General features: G+C 69.4%; 13 protein-coding genes. 1 reads left to right on the plus strand and 12 read right to left on the minus strand.

Annotated elements, in window-relative coordinates:
• Window positions 1-46: 46 nt before the first annotated feature.
• The 12 genes from I1A62_RS17350 to I1A62_RS17405 all read right to left on the minus strand — a co-directional run bounded on the left by I1A62_RS17350 (window position 47) and on the right by I1A62_RS17405 (window position 17,664).
• A complete protein-coding gene (locus tag I1A62_RS17350; RefSeq protein ID WP_219459259.1) occupies window positions 47-790 on the minus strand; it encodes an SDR family NAD(P)-dependent oxidoreductase in 744 nt (247 codons plus the stop codon).
• Window positions 791-2,314 (minus strand): class I adenylate-forming enzyme family protein, encoded by a 1,524-nt coding sequence (locus tag I1A62_RS17355; protein WP_219459260.1) that lies wholly within the window; start codon window positions 2,312-2,314, stop codon window positions 791-793.
• A gap of 166 nt (window positions 2,315-2,480) precedes the next feature.
• Window positions 2,481-4,619: a molybdopterin-dependent oxidoreductase gene (locus I1A62_RS17360; protein WP_219459261.1), complete on the minus strand. Its 2,139-nt coding sequence runs from the start codon at window positions 4,617-4,619 to the stop codon at window positions 2,481-2,483.
• Window positions 4,616-6,238 (minus strand): FAD-dependent oxidoreductase, encoded by a 1,623-nt coding sequence (locus tag I1A62_RS17365; protein ID WP_219459262.1) that lies wholly within the window; start codon window positions 6,236-6,238, stop codon window positions 4,616-4,618. Before I1A62_RS17365 ends, I1A62_RS17360 begins: the two co-directional genes overlap by 4 nt.
• Window positions 6,238-8,475, minus strand: a complete 2,238-nt coding sequence (locus I1A62_RS17370; RefSeq protein ID WP_219459263.1) for a molybdopterin-dependent oxidoreductase — start codon at window positions 8,473-8,475, stop codon at window positions 6,238-6,240. The genes I1A62_RS17365 and I1A62_RS17370 overlap by 1 nt, the downstream gene beginning before the upstream one ends.
• Complete coding sequence (locus I1A62_RS17375) at window positions 8,475-10,604, minus strand: molybdopterin-dependent oxidoreductase (protein ID WP_219459264.1); 2,130 nt, start codon at window positions 10,602-10,604, stop codon at window positions 8,475-8,477. The genes I1A62_RS17370 and I1A62_RS17375 overlap by 1 nt, the downstream gene beginning before the upstream one ends.
• Before the next feature lie 3 nt (window positions 10,605-10,607).
• On the minus strand, window positions 10,608-12,014 hold the full coding sequence (locus I1A62_RS17380) for an MFS transporter (protein ID WP_219459265.1): 1,407 nt from the start codon (window positions 12,012-12,014) through the stop codon (window positions 10,608-10,610).
• A gap of 62 nt (window positions 12,015-12,076) precedes the next feature.
• Complete coding sequence (locus tag I1A62_RS17385; RefSeq protein WP_219459266.1) at window positions 12,077-13,618, minus strand: class I adenylate-forming enzyme family protein; 1,542 nt, start codon at window positions 13,616-13,618, stop codon at window positions 12,077-12,079.
• 191 nt (window positions 13,619-13,809) lie between these two features.
• Window positions 13,810-15,060, minus strand: coding sequence for a CaiB/BaiF CoA-transferase family protein (locus tag I1A62_RS17390; protein ID WP_219459267.1), 1,251 nt, complete (start codon window positions 15,058-15,060; stop codon window positions 13,810-13,812).
• On the minus strand, window positions 15,057-15,728 hold the full coding sequence (locus I1A62_RS17395; protein WP_219459268.1) for a PaaI family thioesterase: 672 nt from the start codon (window positions 15,726-15,728) through the stop codon (window positions 15,057-15,059). Before I1A62_RS17395 ends, I1A62_RS17390 begins: the two co-directional genes overlap by 4 nt.
• The gene (locus I1A62_RS17400) at window positions 15,725-16,486 is read right to left on the minus strand and encodes an enoyl-CoA hydratase/isomerase family protein (protein WP_219459269.1); all 762 of its coding nucleotides are present in this window, start codon (window positions 16,484-16,486) and stop codon (window positions 15,725-15,727) included. Before I1A62_RS17400 ends, I1A62_RS17395 begins: the two co-directional genes overlap by 4 nt.
• Entirely contained in the window at window positions 16,483-17,664 is a 1,182-nt protein-coding gene (locus I1A62_RS17405; RefSeq protein ID WP_124395542.1) for a Rieske 2Fe-2S domain-containing protein, read from the minus strand. The genes I1A62_RS17400 and I1A62_RS17405 overlap by 4 nt, the downstream gene beginning before the upstream one ends.
• Before the next feature lie 71 nt (window positions 17,665-17,735).
• On the opposite strand from I1A62_RS17405, the gene I1A62_RS17410 reads away from it, so the two are divergent.
• A complete protein-coding gene (locus I1A62_RS17410) occupies window positions 17,736-18,350 on the plus strand; it encodes a TetR/AcrR family transcriptional regulator (RefSeq protein ID WP_087559268.1) in 615 nt (204 codons plus the stop codon).
• Window positions 18,351-18,385: the final 35 nt, after the last annotated feature.

Here is an 18,385-nt window from a genome sequence, read left to right on the forward strand (position 1 = left end):
TGACGAGTCCTGGGACTCGTCAACCGCGCACGGGCGCCGGAGGCGCCTACACCGGACCGCCGAGCCAGACGCCCACCTCTTCACCCGACACGTGCCGGGCGTCGTCACTGACGAGGAACGACACGGTCGCCGCCACGGACTCCGCGGGGATCCGCGGCCAATGGGCGGCCAGGGCGTCGACGGCGGCGTCGCCCCCGGAACTGATGATGTCGGTCTCGACGAAACCGGGGACGACGGTGTTGACGGTGATGCCGCGCCGCGCGACCTCGAGCGCCAACGTCCGGGTCATCCCGGTCAGGCCGGCTTTCGCCGCCGAGTAGGCGCTCATCCCCGGCGACGGCCGGCGTCCGCCGGACGGGCTTCCGAAGAAGACGACGCGGCCCCAGCCGTTCTCGTACATCGCAGGCAACGCGGCATGCGTGCAGTAGAAGGCCCCGCTGAGGTTGACCGCGATCACGCGATCCCAGTCGTCCGGTTCCTGCTTGCGGACCGAGCCGGCGAGGTTCATGCCCGCGTTGTTGACCAGCACCGTCGGCGCCCCGAGCGTGTCGGCGGTCCGTGAGATCAGCTCCTCGGCGGAGGCCGCGTTCCCGATGTCCGCCTTGATCGCCACCGCGCGGCCACCTCCCGCGACGATCTTCGCGACCACGTCGGCCGCATGCGTCTCGCTGCGCGAATAGTTCACCGCCACGGCGAAACCGTCCGACGCGAGGCGCTGCGCGATAGCCGCACCGATGCCCCGGCCGCCCCCGGTGACGACGGCGACCCTCTGTTCACCCGCGTTCGTCATTCAGCGCACCTTCCGGTGGGTGTCCGGCACGTCCGCGTACGTGTCGCGCAGTTCCCGTTTGGCGATCTTGCCGCTGGCCATCCGCGGCAACGGCTCGTCCAGCAGGACGACGTAGCGCGGGACCTTGAAGTCGGCGAGGCGCTGATTGCAGAACTCGACGACATCCGCCTCGGCCAGGCCCGGCGCCGCCTTCACGAGGGCGGCCGGCGTCTCCCCGAACTTCGCGTCGGGCACGCTGATCACCGCGACTTCCTCGACCTCCGGGATCTGATTGATCACCGATTCGATTTCGGCGGGCGAGATGTTGAGCCCACCGGAGATGATCATGTCCTTGAGCCGGTCCACGTAGGTCAGGTAGCCGTTCTCGTCGAGCTTTCCGAGATCTCCCGTGTGCAACCAGCCGTCGATCAGCGTGGCCTTCGTCGCGTCCTCGTTGCGCCAGTAGCCCGGCATCATTCCCGGCCCACGGAGGAGGATCTGCCCGGTTTCGCCCGGCGCGCAGTCGATTCCGGATGCATCGACGACTCGGATCTTGGTGAAGATGCCACCCCACCCGCATTTGTCCGGATGCTCGGCCGCCTCGTCGCGGGGCATCACGGTCGCGGAACCGCCGATCTCGGTCTGCCCGTAGATCTGCCGCAACTGCACACCCCGGTCCTGCCAGATCCCCAGCAGGTGCACCGGCACCCGGGCACCGCCCACGTGTGCGGTGGTGAGATGGCGGAGGTCGGCGTCGGCGAACCCCGGGGCCTTCGCGATCTGCTCGAACAGGATGGGTGGACCGGTGAGCGTCGTCGCCTTGTCCTCGACCAGAACACGCAGGGCGGCCTGCGGGTCGAACCCCGGTTGCAGGTAGAGCGTGCCGCCGTGGATGACGGTGCGGGAGATGCCCCAGATGATGCCCGCCGCGGTGAACAACGGCAGCACGAGCAGAGGCCGCAGACCGTTGGGCAGGATGGGTTCCATCAGCGACCACTCGTGCATCTCGCCCGCGATGGTGGCGTGGGTGAACACCACGCCCTTGGGCCTGCCCGTAGTCCCGCTGGTGAAGACGATCGCGGTCGGGGTCGAGACGTCGACCACCGGAGTCGGGAACTTACTGTGCTCCCCGCCGCGCAGGGGCCGCACGTCGTGTTCGAGGACGGCGAGCGAGAACGTGTCGTGCGCCTTCAGCACCTCCTCGAGCCTCGGGAGGAACGCCTGATCGCAGTACACGATCTTCGGCTCGCAATCCTCGACCAGCGCCGTCAGTTCGCCGGCGAGCATCCGCTGATTGAACGGCGCAGCGATGGCGCCCACCTTCATCGCCCCCAGCGCCGCCGCGCACCACTCGAGGGTGTTGGTGCCCACGAAGCTGACCCGGTCGCCCGGCACGACGCCGCGCGCCGCGAGGTCGTGGGCGACGCCGTCGGCCCACCGCGACAGTTCCGCATACGTGACGACGTCGCCGTCGAAATCGATGGCCGGTTGGCCGGGGACGATCCGCGCCCAGAAACTCAGCGCGTCGATCACGGTTCCGCTCATTCTTTGCCTCCTGTGTGCCCGGCCGCGACCGGCGGGATCGAAACCGAAGTTCTCCGTGACTGTGCCGCCCGTCACAGCTGCTAAATCTAAAGGTTGTTGTTAAATCCGGCAAGGTCTGCGCTTCGCGCCCGTGAGTACTTATTAACGTCCGGCGGTTAACAAGTACTCACGGGTGCCGGAGGCGCACCACCTCGACGTTGATGCCGGTGAGCTGCGACTGGTTGCTCAGCGGGTCGTAGCCGTCCGTCCCGGAGGGCGCGAGACGGTTGACGTTCACACCCGGGTTGCGCCTCGCGACGTCCAGCCCCCGGGCCGAGCGCTGCCCCCAGCCGTGGGTCATCGCCACGACGCCCGGCCGGAGGGTGTCGTCGTAGATCAGCATCGCGTCGACCTCGCCGTGGCGGTTGCGCACGGTGACGTCGTCGCCCTCGACGAGGTCCCGGCTCCGCGCGTCGTCCGGGTGCATCCACAGCGGATTGCTTTGGTGGACCCCCTGTTTGAACACCGGAAGATTGTGCAGCCAGCTGTTGACCATGTAGTGGGTGCGCCGGGTGATCAGTTTGAGCTGGTCGGCGGGCTCCGCGGCCAACTCCTCGAAGATACGTTCCGCGGTCCCGTACGAGCGCTGGAAAAGCGCGGGACAGCAGTCGATCAGGCCGTCGTCGTGCTGGACCGCGATACTGAACACGTGCGACGGTTCGGCCTCCGGCAGCACCGCGGTCTGGCACGGCAGGGTCGCGAGGAGATCGATGCTCAGACCCGACTCCCGCATCGTCGCGTCGACCGCGGCGAACGGATTCGGGTCGGGGTCGTCGAGCAGGGTCGGGACGCCCATCGCCTGCTGGATGCGGGACAGGATCCACCAGTCGTTGCGGCGCTCCCCCTTCGCGGGGACGACGGCGGGCGTGTATTGCACGTACGGCTCCATTGCCACGCCCATCGTGTTGAGGAAGTTGACATCCTCCCGTTCCAGCCAGTCCGTGGCGGGCAGAACATAGTCCGCCATCTCACCGGTGACCGTGCGGTACAGATCGACGGTCACGATCAGGTCCAACTGCTCGAACGCCCGGCGCAGCCGGTCGTCGCCGCCGACCGACAGCAGCGGGTTGCCCGACACCACGATCAGCGCGCGGATCGGGTCGTCGGGATTCTCGATGAAGTCCGGCAGGAGCGCGGCGGGCAGATCGCCGCCGACGGTGCGCATCTCACCGAAGGGACCGTCGTAGAACGGGTCCTCCCGTTTACGCTTCGAGCCCTGCACCACGTCGGCGACGCCGCGCGAGTAGATGTTGCCGCCGCGCCTGCCGAGGTTGCCGGAGAACAGGCTGACCATCGTGAGCATCCAGTAGGCCAGGGTGCCTTGACGGCCCTGGTTCACCCCGGTCGCCATGTAGACGCTTGCGCTCGGTGCCGCGCAGAACTCGTCGGCGACCCGCCGGATCGTGTCGGCCTCGATGCCGGTGACCGCGGCGATCCGGTCGACCGGGTACTGCCGGACGAAGTCGAGCAACTCGTCGACGCGGCGAGCGTGACGTTCCACCTCGGCCCGGTCGTACCCGATCCGGAAGACGATCTCGTGCAGGATTCCGGCGAGGAAGTAGAAGTCGGTGTCCGGCTTGATCAACAACACGTCCCCGGTCTCCGGCGACGACGACTCGATGCGGCGCGGATTGACGAACAGCACTGTCCCGCCACGGCTCTTCACAGCGCGGATCTTGGCCATCGGATCCGAGATGTGGATCAGCGTCATGTGCGAGACCTGCGGGTTGCTGCCGACGCATAAGAAGTAGTCGGTGTGCAGCAGGTCAGGGATCGGATGTGCCATCGACGCCCCGTAGATCGCCTCACTCGCAGCATATTTGGCCGAGGTGTCCTGGGTTCCCGCACTGAAGCGCATCCTTGTGTCGAAGCCGCGTGCGATCGTGGCGGCGTTCGCGTAGTAGGCGCCGTTGAACGCCGACGGGTTTCCCTGATAGACGGCGAGGGCACCCCGGCCGTACCGGCGCCGCACTTCCGCGAGCCTGTCGGCGATCTCGCGCGCCGCGACGTCCCACTCGACGGGTTCGAAGTCGCCGCGCTCCTCGCTCCGCGGATTTTTCCGCTTCAGCGGCCGGTCGAGGCGATCCGGATCGTTGTGAACCTGGAGGTAGTGCACACCCTTGTGGCAGGAGAACCCCTTGTGCACGGGATGATCCCGGTCCGGTTGCAGCCGGACCACTTCGCCGTCCCGGACCTCGGCGAGCAGGCCGCACCCCGGCTCGCAGATGCGGCAGAACGTGTGCACCCGGGCCGTGTCCGGACTCACCGGGCGGCCGCACCCGCGACGACGGCCGCCTCCCGGGCGTCGACGATCTTGATGCGGGGCCTGCCCTCCTCGCGGCCGCGCTCGCGCTCGAAGCGGTCGATCGCGCGCCAGTCCGCACCGCCGAGCGCGTCGGGCCTGCGTTCGCGCACCAGCGCCGCCAGGTCCGCAGCGGCCGCGGTGGGGGCGGCGAGCAGTCCCGCGCGATGATCGGCGAGGAGTGCCTCGACGGTCTCCGCCGCGCAGTAGCGATTGGTGCCGATCACACCGGTGGCACCGCGCTTGATCCAGCCCGCCACGTAGTGACCGCGGACGGTCTCCCCGGTGCCCGGCAACGCGACGCGGCCCGCGGTGTTGGCGACGGTTCCTGTGGCCTCGTCGAACGGGAGGCCGGCGATCGGCAGTCCGCGGTACCCGACCGCCCGGAGGATCAGACCGCACTCGATCCGGTCTGCTGTGTCGCCGTGAGCAACCAGGAGCGACTCGGCACGGCCCGCACCGAGAACCTCTCGTGGGGAGGTACCGAAGCAAAGCACGATGCGTTTGTTCCCCGGAGTCGCCTTCCGCCGGGAGTAGTCGGCGAGGATCCGCAGCTTGGCCGGTGCGTCCGGACCCGCCGTGACCGGGCCGTCGACAAGGACGTCGATTCCCGGCAGCGAGCCGAGCGCGAGCAGTTCCGGCGTGGTGCAGGCCGCGTGCTCGGGTCCCCGCCTGCCGAGCACCAGCACCTCCTCGACCCGGCTGTCGGCCAGGGCGGCGAGGGCGTGGTCGGCGATGTCGGTGCGGCGCAGGGTGTCCACATCGGAGACGAGGATGCGGGCGACGTCCAGGGCGACGTTGCCGTTGCCGACCACGACGGCGCGGCTCGCGGACAGGTCGAACGTGCGCTCGGCGTGGTCGGGGTGGCCGTTGTACCAGGCGACGAACTCCCGGGCGGCGTAGCTGCCCGGCAGGTCCTCGCCGGGGATGCCGAGGCGCCGGTCTCCCGACGCCCCGGACGCGTGGATCACCGCGTGGTGGTGTGCCAGCACCTCGTCGATCGTGACGTCCCGCCCGACCTCGACGCCGAGGTGGAAGGTGAAGCCGTCGCGTCGCGCGGTGCGGTCGAACACCCGGTCCACCGTCTTCGTGTGCCAGTGGTCCGGCGCGACGCCGAACCGCACGAGTCCACCTGCGACGGGCAGCCGTTCGAACATGGTGACCTCGGCGGTGATGTCGCGGCGGGCCAGCAGTTCCTCGGCGGCGTAGAACGCGGACGGTCCGGATCCGACGATCGCCACCCGCAGCGCAGGGGGATGGGTGACGCCGGTGGTCGCGAGGGCCAGCGGAAGTGGCTGCACGTGCGCACCGGGCGGGGCACTGCGTGGATTCCGCTGGAAGTACTCGGCGTTGATGTCGCGGTACCGGTCGATGTCCGGCGCGGTCGCGTCGCCCGGGACGATCGCGTCCACCGGGCACACATCGGAGCAGGCGCCGCAGTCGATGCAGGTGCCCGGGTCGATGTACAGCATCTCGGTGCGCGTGTACTCCCGCTCGGCGGGAGTCGGGTGGATGCAGTCGACGGGGCAGACCGCGACACAGGTCGCGTCGTTGCAGCAGTTCTGGGTGACCACGTACGCCATCAGGGATGCTCCTCGCTGGTGCGCGTCACGGTGACCGGGACGCCGTTGAAGATCGGGGACGCCGTCAGCGCCTCGAGGTCGGTGGTGTCGTCCACCAGGGCGTTGTAGTTGCTGCCGGGCACCGACGCCGACCGGGATGTCCGCAGGCCCGGCCCGTCGTGGCCCCATCCGTGCGGCATGCTCACCACACCGGGACGCAACGCGTCGTCGATTCGCAGTTCGGCCGTCACGGTGGTGACCTTGGATGTCACCGCCACCCGGTCGCCGCCGACCAGGCCGCGCTCGGCCGCATCGCGTGGGCTGATCAGCAGGGCGCACTGGCCGCCGTCCGGTTGGGGCAGGGCATTGTGCAGCCACGAATTCATGCCCCGACGCTGACGCCGGTTGATCAGCAGCAGATCCGGGGTGGCCCGGGTCATGCTCGCCCGCACCCGCGGCAGATCCGCGACGATCATCTCCGGCATCAGGTCGATCCGCCCGTCCGGGGTGCGCAGCACCTCCGGGACGCGCGGTGTCAGCGACCCGTAGTCGATGCCGTCCGGGTTGGCCTCCAGCAGTGCGAGAGTCAGCCCGTCCGGGTCGAGCCCGAAACGATCGCCGTAGGGTCCGCTGCGCAGGCGCAGGTCCAGCAGTCGCTGTGGGCCGCGGCGGCCGGCGACGGCGTGGAGTGCCTGTTCCACCTCGCAGCCGGCGAGTTTCGCGGCGCGCCGGGCGGCGACGGCGGCCACGTCGTCGTCCATCTCCTCGACCGGACGGTGCGGGGTCCCCTTGGCGATCGCGGCGATCCGCAGCAGGATCTGCCATTCCGCCAGCTCATTATCGGCGAGGTCGAGCAGGGGTGGGGTGTACCGCGCGACGTTCCGGATCTGGAAGTGCGCCAGTGTCACGTCGTGGTGGCCGCGGGTCGCCAGCGGTGGCGGCGGCAGGATCACGTCGGCGTGGCGGGTGGTCTCGTTGAGGTAGCAGTCCACCGACACCATGAAGTCGAGGGCGCCGAGGGCCTGCTCGATCGCCCCGCTGTTGGGCAGGGAGCGGGCCGGGTTCCCGGCGAGGGTGATCAGTGCCCGGGTACGGCCCGGTCCGGGCGTGAGGATCTCCTCGGCGAAGCACACCGCGGGCAACTCCCCCATCGCCTCCGGCAGCCCCCGCACTCGCGAACGCCACCGGTCGAACATCAGCTTCGGCGGTCTGGTCACCGGCCAGGTGTTCTGCCCGCCGGCCGGCGGCAGCGCGAACATCGCCCCTCCGGGCCGGTCCAGGTTGCCGGTGACGGTGGTGAGCACCTCGACGAGCCAGTTCGCGAGGGTGCCGAACTCCTGCATGCACGTCCCGATCCGTGAATGCGCCACCGCTGCAGGCGCGCCCGCGAACCCCCGCGCGACCGCGCGGATCATATCGGCGTCGATCCCGCACGCGGCGGCGACGGCGTGGGGGTCGAAGCCCGCCGCCATCGCCAGAGCGGCGTCCAGGCCGTCCACCACCGCAGGCACCCGATCGGGTCGGGACAGCCCCTCGGACGCGATGACGGACAGCACCCCGAGCAGGAACAGGGCGTCGGTCCCGGGCCGGATCGGCACGTGCAGATCCGCGACCTCGGCGGTGCGGGTGCGGACCGGATCCACCACGACGAGGGTGCCACCCCGCTCGCGCAACGCCTGCAGGCGGTGGTGCATGCCGGGCGCGGTGACGGTGCTGCCGTTGGAGACCATCGGGTTCGAGCCGAGGATCAGCAGGTAGTCGGTGCGGTCGAGGTCAGGCAGGCTCATCCCGAGCCCGGTGCCGTACAGCAGCATGTGCGCGAGGTTCTTCGGCCAGGTGTCGACGCTGGCCGGCGAGTAGATGTTCCGGGTACCGACCGCACCGATCAGCTCACCCAGGTAGAACGTCGAATCCAGGTGGTGAGCGGCCGGATTCCCGTGGTAGACGGCGCAGCTGCCCGGGTCACCGGTGACGAACTCCGGTAGCCGACGCTCGATCTCGGCGAACGCCTCGTCCCAGCCGGCCTCGCGGAACCCACCGTCCGCGGTGCGCAGGAGCGGGGTCCGGATCCGGTCCGGGTCGCCCTCGATGCGGCCGAGACCGAGTCCCTTCGCGCAACTGTGCCCGGCGCTCGTCACGTCGTCCGGGTTCGGCGCGACCCTCGTGATGGCGCGACCGTCGAATTCGACCAGCAGCCCGCAGGTCGACTCGCACAGCGGGCAGATCCGGTGCCCGGCGATCGGTTCTGCCGTCGTCATCACACGTCCTGTTCGATGGTGGTGGGCTCGACCGCGACGGGAACCGCGGTCATGGTGGGCATCGCGTTGATCGACTGGACGCCGTCGCCGGTTCCGGTCAGCGCGTTCACGTTGACTCCGACGTCGTCGCGCGGGTCGACGCTTCCGAAGCAGTGCGTCATCGACACGGTGCCGCGGGCCAGGGTGGCGTCCGCCCGCGCGGTCGCACGCAGGTGCCCGGACGCCGAGCGCACGATCACCGCCTGCCCGTCGGCGATGCCCACGGCGGCGAGGTCGTCCGGGTGCACACTCGCGGGGTTGGCGCCACCGGGAACGAGTCCCGGCACGCGGGTACCGGTGGAGTTGACGGCCTCCCGGATCCGCCGCACCGTCAACAGGAGCGGAAACTGTGCTGCGACAGCCCTGTCCGTCAGCGCTGCGCGCAGTTCGGCGCGCACGTCCTCGGGCATCAGCGTCAGGCGGTGCCCGGCATTCTCCTCGGCCGCCGAACCCACGACGGCGCCACTGCGTCCGGCGAGGTGTCCGTGCGGGGCGCCGACCAGGTCCGCGAACGGGATGCGCCCCCGCTCGGCCATCATGGCCAGCATCTGCTCGGAGGTCGGTGGCGCGGCGGGGTCGAGGATGCGGCCGGCGAACTTGGCGGGCTGCCCGGAGGCGGCGGCGAGGTCGAGGAAGAATCGCCAGTCGTCGACGACTCCGGGCGGCGCGGTCACGACCGCGGGGGTGTACTGCGCGAACGGCTGCGGGAAGAACGGCTCCATGATCGCGGTGTGATCGGCGCGCTCGTACATCGTGGTCGGCGCGATCACGTAGTCGGCGAGCCGCGCGGTGTCCGACATGCGCGGGTCGACGCACACCAGCAGGTCCAGTGATCGCATCGCGCGCAACGCTTTCCCGCGATCGGGCAGCGCCGCCGCCGGGTTGCCGCCGGAGACGATCAGCGCCCGCACCCGGTCGGGGCCGGGTTCGAGGATCTCGTCGGCGAGGATGCCGGACGGAAGTTCGCCGCGTATCGCCCGGACCCCACCGATCCGGCTGCGGAATCCGTGCTCGAATGCCCGGGTGGCCGGGGCGACCTCCGCGCGCGCCGGTTGGTGCCGGGTCAGGACGGCGCGGTCGTCGGCCCGCTCCCCCTCGCGCAGATACCGGCCGCACACCACGTTCAGTGCCGCGACGAGGTGTTCCGCGAGGTTCGAGTGCGGACCCATGCACAACCCGGTGCCGCTGGTCGCCATGCCCCGTGCCGCGCCTGCGAACACCCGTGCCGCGTCGCGGATCCGGTCTGCGGGAATACCGCAGATCCGCTGCACGACGCCGGGGGTCACGCCGGCGACGGCGTCGGCGAGCACGGCCAGGTCGGCCGTGTACCGGTGGCAGAAGCCGGCGTCGTGGAGGCGCTCGGTGAGGACGACGTGCAGGAGGCCCGCGAACAGCACTGCGTCCGTGCCCGGCCGGGGCGCCAGGTGGATGTCGGCGAGCGCCGCGGTCTCGGTGCGTCGCGGGTCGACGACGATGAGCCGCAGGCCCCGTTCCCGCGCCGCCCTCAGGGTGACGGACGGGTTCTGCACCACCGCGCCGTCCCCGTCGCCGCCGTTGCCGGAGACGACGGGGTTGGTGCCCGCGAGCAACCACACGTCGGCGTCCTCGAACCGCTGCCGGCCGCCGACGTACGTCCCCATCCGTTCGGCGACAACCCATTTCGCGGACTGGTCGATGGTCATCGTGGAGAACAACTTGTGCGAGCCGGTGCCCCGGAACCAGGCCCGGGCCATCGGTGGGGTGAGTGCGGCGAAGTTCTGCTGCGTCCCCATGAACAGCGCGACCGAGTCCGGTCCGTGCCGGCCGACGATGGCGCGCAGCCGGTCCGCGATGTCGGTGACCGCCCGCGCCACCGGCACCGGCTCGTGGGTGCCTGGGGCGGTGCGGCGCATCGAGGTGGTGAGCCGGTCCGGCCCGTGGACGAGGTCGCCGCCGCGGCGCCCCTTCGGGCAGGTGTAGCCGCCGGAGATCGGATGGTGGGCATCGCCGAGCACCCGCGCGATCCGCCCGTCCTCGATGTCGAGCAGGACCCCGCACGAGGAGGCGCACAGCCTGCAGTACGAGGTGGCCCTCGACGTGACGGATCGCATGGCTCAGTGCGCCTCGGCGGTGACGGCGGTCGACTCCGCGGCCCCGACGACGGTGCGCCCGCGCAGCCGTTCCCGCACGAACAGCGCACCGAGCGTGAGGACGGCGACGGCCGTCGGCACGATCATCAGCAGGAAGATCGTGCGGGCATCCATCCCGGCCGCGATCAGGGCGGCGCCGAGGGTGGGCCCGGCGATGGACCCGACCCGTCCGATTCCCATGGCCCAGCCGATGCCGGTCGAGCGTGCCGCGACCGGGTAGATCGACGCCGCGATCGCGATGATGCCCGCCGAACTGCCGGACATCCCGAATCCGACGATGCAGATCGTGATCAGCAGCAGGGTGGAGTTCGCCAGGAACATCGCGACGACGCCGATGAACAGGGCGCCGAGTGTGTAGCCGGCCATCACCACCGCATACGCGGCGTCCGAACCCCGGGACCGGCGCCACGCGGTGCCGACGCGGTCGGTGATCCACCCGATGGACAGCGCGCCCGCCATGCCGCCGAGGTTGAACAGCGCCGCCGCGAGGATCGCGTGGGAGGGGCTCTGCCCGGCCTGGCTGAACAGCGACGGCATCCACCCGAACAGGAAGTAGATGACCAGGAAGTTGATGACGAACACGACCCACAGCAGGACCGTGTCCAGCGCCCGGCCACCGGCGAAGAGTTCCCGGATGGGCGATTTGGTGGCCACGGTTGCGTCCACGGTGAACGTCACCGATCCGGTGATGCCCGCCTGCGGGGCGATCGCCGAGAGAATCTTCGCGGCACCGGCGTGATCACCGCGGGAGGCGAGGAACTTGCCCGACTCCGGTAGCCCCGCCCACGCGAACGCGGCCACGATCAGCGGGAGGACGCCACCGGCCACGAAGATCGACTGCCAGCCGTACGCCGGGATCAGTTGAGCGGCAGCGAGTCCGCCGAGGAAGCCGCCCAGCGACATTCCCGCGACGACGATGGTGACCAGGGTGGAGCGGCTGCGCGCGGGGCTGTACTCACTGGTCAGCGCGATCAGGTTCGGGGTGACGCCGCCGAGCCCGATCCCGGCGAGGATGCGCAGCACGATCAGCACTCCCATCGACGGCGCGAACGCGCACGCGAGGGTGAACACCGCGAACAGCACGGTGCACAGCAGGATCACCCGTCGCCGGCCCCAGCGGTCGGCCACGGGACCGAACAGCAGGCTGCCGACGACCATCGCGCCGCTGCTGAGCGCCAGCAGCAGCCCGAACGAGGCCTTGGACAGGCCCCAGTCCTCGGACAGCGCGGGAATCGCGAATCCGATCAGCTGGGCGTCCATGCCGTCGAGGATTGCGAGCGCCAGGCACAACGCGATGGCACGCTTCTGTAGGGCAGACACCGGTGCGGCGTCGATGAGTTGGGAGATGTCGACTTCACGAGTTGGGGCCACGACGTGCATTCCTCTCGAAGGGGGGAACCGCGGGGATGAAGCCTCGAACTGGATGGGTCTTGCTAGACAGGGGTGACGGTGCCGTCGACGGCGAGTGCGTCGGCGGGCACCTCGGGGAAGCGCTGGCGCAGAGACGGTTTCGCGAGCTTGCCGGAGAACGTGCGCGGCAGGGGCTCGCCCAGCGCGACGGCGTGCTTGGGACGCTTGAACTTCGCCAGGTTCTCGCCGGCGACCTCGGCGATGTCGGCGACGATCTCGGCGGCGGGGCGCTCGCTGTGGAACACCACCATCGGCACCTCACCCCAGCGGTCGTCCTTGACGCCGATGACCGCGAGATCGACCAGGCCGTCGATGCCGTGCAGCGCCTTCTCGATCTCGGCGGGGTAGACGTTGAGGCCCCCGGAAATCAGCATGTCCTTGCTGCGGTCGACGATCTTCAGGAATCCGCCCTCGTCCTGCATGCCGAGGTCGCCGGTGCGCAGCCACCCGTCGCCGAGGGTCGCCGCGGTGGCCTCGGGCTTGTTCCAGTACTCCCGCAGCACGTGCTCGCCGCGGACCAGGATCTCGCCGACCTCCCCAGCCGGGGTGTCGACTCCCGGATCACCGATCCGGATGTGGGTGCCGACCAGCGGCAGCCCGGCGAAGCCGGGACGGGACAGGGCGTCCTCGTAGGCGAGCGTCGAGACCATGCCGGACGCCTCGGTGAGGCCGTAGCACTGGGTGAGCGGGATGCCGTGCGAGCGGTAGAAGTCGAGCAGGTCCAGGCTGACGGGTGCGCCACCGGTGCCGGCGAACGTGAACTTCGCGAGCGTGCGGGTGCCGAAGTCGGGCAGCATCGTCATCCGTTCCCAGATCACGGGGACGGTGGTGGTTGCCGTGATCTGCTCACGCTCGAACGTGTCGAGGGCGATCTCCGGGTCGTATTCGCGCAGCAGGACCATCGTTGCGCCGGGCACGACGACGAGTTGCATGAAGATCGAGAGGATCGAACCGGTGTACACCAGCGGGGCGGAGCACAGCACCCGGTCGCGGGACGAGAAGCCGAACGTGATCGACTGCGAGATGCCGGGGGTCATCGCGTTGCGGTGGGTGATCAGGGCGCCCTTCTGCACGCCGGTGGTCCCCGAGGTGTAGCAGATGAAGCCGGCGTCGTCGGCGTCGATGGCGACGACGGGCGCGGTCCCGGGGTCGATCAGCCGCTCGTACGGCGGATGGTCACTGCCCCCGATCGCGTAGGTCTCGAACTCCGCCTGCTCGGCGGCGACCTCGAGCAGCGACGCGAAACCGTCCTCGACGATCACCACGCGCGGCGCCGAGTCGAGCACCATCGGCGCCAGTTCCTTGGCGGTGAGCCGGAAGTTCAGCGGCACGCTGATCGCGCCGAGCTTGAGGGTCGCGAGGATGATGTGGGCGAGTTCGGGGCGATTGAGCATCATCACCGCCACCCGGTCTCCCTTGCGAACGCCCCGGGCGGCCAGGCCGCGGGCGAGCGCGTCGGTGATCGCGTCGACCTCGGCCCAGGTCTGCGACGTGTCCCCGAACACGATGGCCTGCTGCTGCGAACGTGTTTTACCCCAGAACCGGGTCAGGTCCGCGAGATTCATCTGTGCTCCTCGTGCTCGTCAGCCGGGTGTGACCACCCTCACTTCGTGTGCCGTAAACCTAACAGCTGTAGGCGAATGATGCAATGTTGGATTCGGAAATTTCGGACACCCGGCACAACCGGTTTTTTGCACGAAAACGACACCCACACAACTGTTTTCGCGTGGGTGTCGCTTCTGCGGAGTGCGCGCGGTCAGCCGGCGGACGGGGCCTCGCGCCGGGGGCTCGCCGGGTCGGTCGCCACCGCGATCCGCGCTGTGTCGTACCGTGCCACCGTCCGCAGCACCTCCGTGGTGTCCGCGCCCACGACCGGTGGCAGCGCCGGCGCGAACTTCTCCCCGGCGACGCGCACGGGGCTGACCACGAACTCGAGTTCGCCGACTCCGGGGTAGTCGACCCGGTAGGTGTTGTCCCGCGCCCGGAAGTGCGGGTCGTCGAGCATGTCGGCCACGCTGTTGACCGGGCCTCCCGCGATGCCGTGTTCGAGGAACAGCTGCACCCACTCGGCGCGGGTGCGCTGCGCGAAGATCGCCGTCAGCGCCCGCCACACCAGGTCCGCGCGGGCGGGGGCTCCGTCATCCGTGCCCGTGAGGTCGACGCCGATCAGGTCGTCACGCCCGACCGCGGCCAGGAAGTTGTGCCAGAACTTCTCCACGTGCGACCCGAACAGGATCGCCTCGCCGTCGCTGGTGCGGTAGGCCTCGAGCCGTGGCCAGTCGGGCAGCCGCCCGTCCGGCAGCCAGGTCGGCCGGGGAATCGAGCGGCCCCTGTTCAACTCCGCGTCCACGAGGTCCGGCATCCACGCGGCGGCGACGTCGATGCCCGCCACCTCGACGTGGCAGCCGGTGCCGGTGGCGCCGGCTTTGTGCAGCGCGGCGAGCAGGCCCATCGCCCCGTATGCGCCGAGCGCGTACATCGCGATCGGCGGCGTCGTGGATCCCGCCATCCCCTCGGTCGGCGGCTCCGCGGGAGTGCCGACCTCGCGGAGACCCGCGTACGCGTCGAACACCGGACCACCGGTGCCGAGAACACGGTACGGGCCGTCGGTGCCCATGCCCGACACCGTGCACAGCACGATCTTCGGATTCACCTGTCGCAGTTGCTCGTAGCCGATCCCGAGCCAGTCGAGGTACCCGCCCCGCATGCCCTCGATGACCGCGTCGCACGACCGCGCGAGGTCGAGGAACGCCTGCTTGCCCTCGGGTGTGCGCAGATCGAGTGCGACGCTGCGCTTTCCGCGATTCCATCGCAGGTGCATGAAGGCAGGCCCGTCCTCGCCTCCGACGGCACGGCTGCCGCCGATGCGCACCGGATCCCCGAGCGGACCGGATTCGATCTTGATCACGTCCGCACCCAGATCGGCGAGATGCCCGCCGAGCGACGACGGCGCCAGCTGCGCTACCTCGAGGATCCGAACGCCGTCCAGCAGCGAGTACCCACTCATGAACCCTCCTCTGCTCCCCGGCCGACGGCCAGCGAGACATTCTGTGTCTGTTCCGGTTTCAGTTCGATCCAGAGTCCGTCGACGTCGGCGACGAGAAGGTCGCCGTGATACATCGCGCCGCGCAGGAATCGCTTGCGGCCCTCCTGCCCGGCCAACTCCGCTTCGACGCGCAATTCGACGCCGAGCGGCGCGGGGGCTCGGTAGTTGACGTGCAGGTACGCCGTGCGCGCCCAGTGCCTGCCGGAGCTGTTGGCGAGGCGCGCAAGAATCTCGTCGAAGATCAGCGGCGTCACGCCGCCGTTCATCGCGTAGCGCCCGGAATGGAATCTGCCGACCGTGACGCGCCCCCGCGCCCGGGTCGCGGTCACCTCGTCGACGTGGAGGGCCGGCGTCAGAGCCTGCGCTCGGCCGGGAAGGTCCCAGCGCCGGCCGGCGATCTGATCGTCCTCGCCGACCTCGAACTCCGCCAGTCGTGCTCCGAGGTCGCGGAGCGTACGCGCCGCGCAACTAGCCGCGTCGGGCGTCGGACGGCTGCGGGTGACGGCCTCCTGTACCGACCGCAGGGCGTCGGTCAGTTCCGCGAACTCGTCGTCGGCGTCCGCGGTCGGTTCGAACGGGTCGTCCCAGCTGGGACTCCAGATGTCGCCGGGAGTCGAGACGCGGGTCACCGGGCGCGCCGTCCGAAGTACGAGCCGAACATCTCCTCGACCGGACGGGGCCGAAGCGTCGTGCGCGACACGACGTTCTCCCGGTCGTACCGGGACCGCAGGTCGCGTCCCGGCCCGTCGAGCAGCAGAGTCTTGATCTCGCGCATCGACTCGGGCGGCTGCGCGGCGATCTCCCCGGCCGCCTCGAGCGCGGCGCCGAGCACGTCGCCGTCGGCCGCGTACCGGGAGACGAGCCCCATCCGGTGGGCCTCCTCACCGGTGACTTCCCGCGACGTCATCAGCAGATCGCGGGCGAGCCCGGCGCCGATCAGGTGGTCGAGCACCCACGTGAGGTTGGCGCCGCCGTACTTCGCCGCGGTGACGGTGATGCGGGTGCCGGGACCTCCCACGCGCAGATCGGAACACACCGCCAGCAGGGTGCCCGCGCCGTAGGCCATGCCCTGGACTGCGGCGACGGTGGGTTTGGGGAACGTGAAGTATCTCCACAGCAGTTCGTCCCGTTCGAGCAGGCTGAGGGCGGAAGCGTCCGCCGTCAACGCCCGGAGTTCCTTCAGGTCGTATCCCGCGGAGAACGCGGCGGTACCCTCCCCCGTCAGCAGCACCACCCGGACGTCCGGGTCGTCCGCAGCTTCGGCGAGCGCGGCATCGAGTTCACGCTGCAGGCCGAGGGTGATCGCGTTGTGCACATCGGGCCGCGCGAGGTCGAGTTGCAGCACCCCGGGTGCGGGCGACGATCGGCGCAGGTCGCCCGCCGTCACTGCACACCGCCGACTGCGGCCTCCTGCCGAGCGACCTCCTCGGCATCACGGGTGATCATCTTGTGGAACACCTGACCGGGAAGCTCGTTGCGTCCGTATATCAGCTCGTCGACCTGACCGTGCGCCGCGTTGGCCGTGATCGTCTTCGTGACGAACCAGTCCTCGGCGTGCAGGGTCTCCATGAGGAGTTCCCAGTTCTTGTCCAGAATCCGCTTCTCGCGCGGAGTCTCGGGTTCCTTCGGGGACAGAAGGCGAATGGTGCAGTACGACACGTTGGGATCTTCGGTGTCGGGCACGATCGTCCAGATCTCGAAGTGGTTGGGTTCGGTCACGAGCATCGTGCCCGGGTAGATCGTGTAGTTCGCGAGGGAGTAGTCCCGGACGTCGAACGAGTCGGGGTCTGCGCCGCGAACCTCGGTGATCGACTTGCGGGCCACGACGATTCGCCACGAACGGTCGACCAGGTCGTAGGCCGTGATGTTGCCCTCGAGGTAGTTGCACACGGTCTTGGTGTGCAACTGGCACAGGTGGTACGAGTCCTGGACGCCGTCGACGGCGATCTTCCAGTTCATGTCGAGTTTCCAGGTCTCCTTGCGCACCTGGAACGACTCGGCCATGCCGGTGTCCGTCACCTCCGCGTCGTGCTTGTCCCCGAGAATCGCGGCGATGTCGAGTTCGGCGCCGACCGTCGGAACCACCCAGACCAGGCCGTGCCGCACCTCGCAGGGAAATTCGACGAGCCCGTACTGCGAGCGGTCCATGCCGTCGAAGCCTTCCGCGTGCGGCATTCCCCGCAGATCTCCCCCGCGGCCGTACGCCCAGTTGTGATAAGGGCAGCTGAAGACGCGCTTGCAGCCGGCTTCCTCGAACTCCACCTTCGAGCCCCGGTGCCTGCAGACGTTGGAGAAGGCCTTGACGCTGCCGTCCGTCTGCTTGACCACCAGTAGCGGCGTGCCGATCAGTTCGGTCGTGACGAAGTCGCCCGCCTTCTTCAGCTCGTCGACGTGGGCGACGATGTGCGGCAGCCGCCGGACCACCGTGCGCTCGCGTTCGGCGAGTTCGGGGTCGTTGAACACCGAGAACGGCACTCGAAGCAGGTCGTCCGCGTAGTCGGTGCTGTTGTTGTCGACGTGTGCGATCAGTCGCTCGGTGAGGGTGATCTTGTCTTCGCGCTCCATACACCGAGAGTGGCACATGAGACATTCATTGTCTAGCGTCTCACGGCAGATCGTGGTTGTACTGTTTCCTGGTGGCTGCAAGGACTGGAAACGACCCCGCGACCGACGTCCGCTCGACGATCCTCAGCGCAGCGGAGTCGTGCTTCGAACGCTTCGGGATCACCAAGACGACGATGGAGGACGTCGCCCGCGCCGCGGACATGTCCCGCGCGACGGTCTACCGGTATTTCTCGGACCGGGAGAGTCTGATCATCGAATCGGTCGCGCGGCGGGCGCGCAAGAACATGACGCCCGCCCGGGCCTTCATAGCGAAGTGGCCCACGATCGAGGAGCGACTCGTCGAGGGCATCTGCCAGAACGTCGAGAGCGGTCTGCGGGACCCCATGGTCCATCTGCTCGTCTCCCCCTCGGAGATGACCCTGGCGAACTCCCTGCTGACCACGTCGGGCAAGGCCGTCGAACTGACGAGTGAGCTGTGGGAGCCGATTCTGCGCGAGGCGCAGGAGGCCGGCGACCTCCGCGCCGACCTGGATCTGACATTGCTGTGCGAATGGATCTCGGAACTCGAGATCATGTGTATCAGCCAACTGAACGGCGGCACCGGTTCGCTGGAACGGTTCCGGGAGAAGATCCGCACGTTCCTGGTCCCATCGGTTGTTCCTGCCGCGCTGCCTGCCGGCGACTGAGTACGCGAGGTACGACGCCGCCGGCAGACTGCTCC

The organism is Rhodococcus sp. USK10 (genome assembly GCF_019378875.1).
Classification (GTDB): Bacteria; Actinomycetota; Actinomycetes; order Mycobacteriales; family Mycobacteriaceae; genus Rhodococcus_F; species Rhodococcus_F pseudokoreensis.

Excerpts from the sequence above, each read along its gene's own strand:
- I1A62_RS17350 (WP_219459259.1), bottom strand. The coding sequence starts at position 790 with ATGACGAACGCGGGTGAACAGAGGGTCGCCGTCGTCACCGGGGGCGGC.
- I1A62_RS17355 (WP_219459260.1), bottom strand. The coding sequence starts at position 2,314 with ATGAGCGGAACCGTGATCGACGCGCTGAGTTTCTGGGCGCGGATCGTC.
- I1A62_RS17365 (WP_219459262.1), bottom strand. The coding sequence starts at position 6,238 with ATGGCGTACGTGGTCACCCAGAACTGCTGCAACGACGCGACCTGTGTC.
- I1A62_RS17370 (WP_219459263.1), bottom strand. The coding sequence starts at position 8,475 with ATGACGACGGCAGAACCGATCGCCGGGCACCGGATCTGCCCGCTGTGC.
- I1A62_RS17375 (WP_219459264.1), bottom strand. The coding sequence starts at position 10,604 with ATGCGATCCGTCACGTCGAGGGCCACCTCGTACTGCAGGCTGTGCGCC.
- I1A62_RS17385 (WP_219459266.1), bottom strand. The coding sequence starts at position 13,618 with ATGAATCTCGCGGACCTGACCCGGTTCTGGGGTAAAACACGTTCGCAG.
- I1A62_RS17390 (WP_219459267.1), bottom strand. The coding sequence starts at position 15,060 with ATGAGTGGGTACTCGCTGCTGGACGGCGTTCGGATCCTCGAGGTAGCG.
- I1A62_RS17405 (WP_124395542.1), bottom strand. The coding sequence starts at position 17,664 with ATGGAGCGCGAAGACAAGATCACCCTCACCGAGCGACTGATCGCACAC.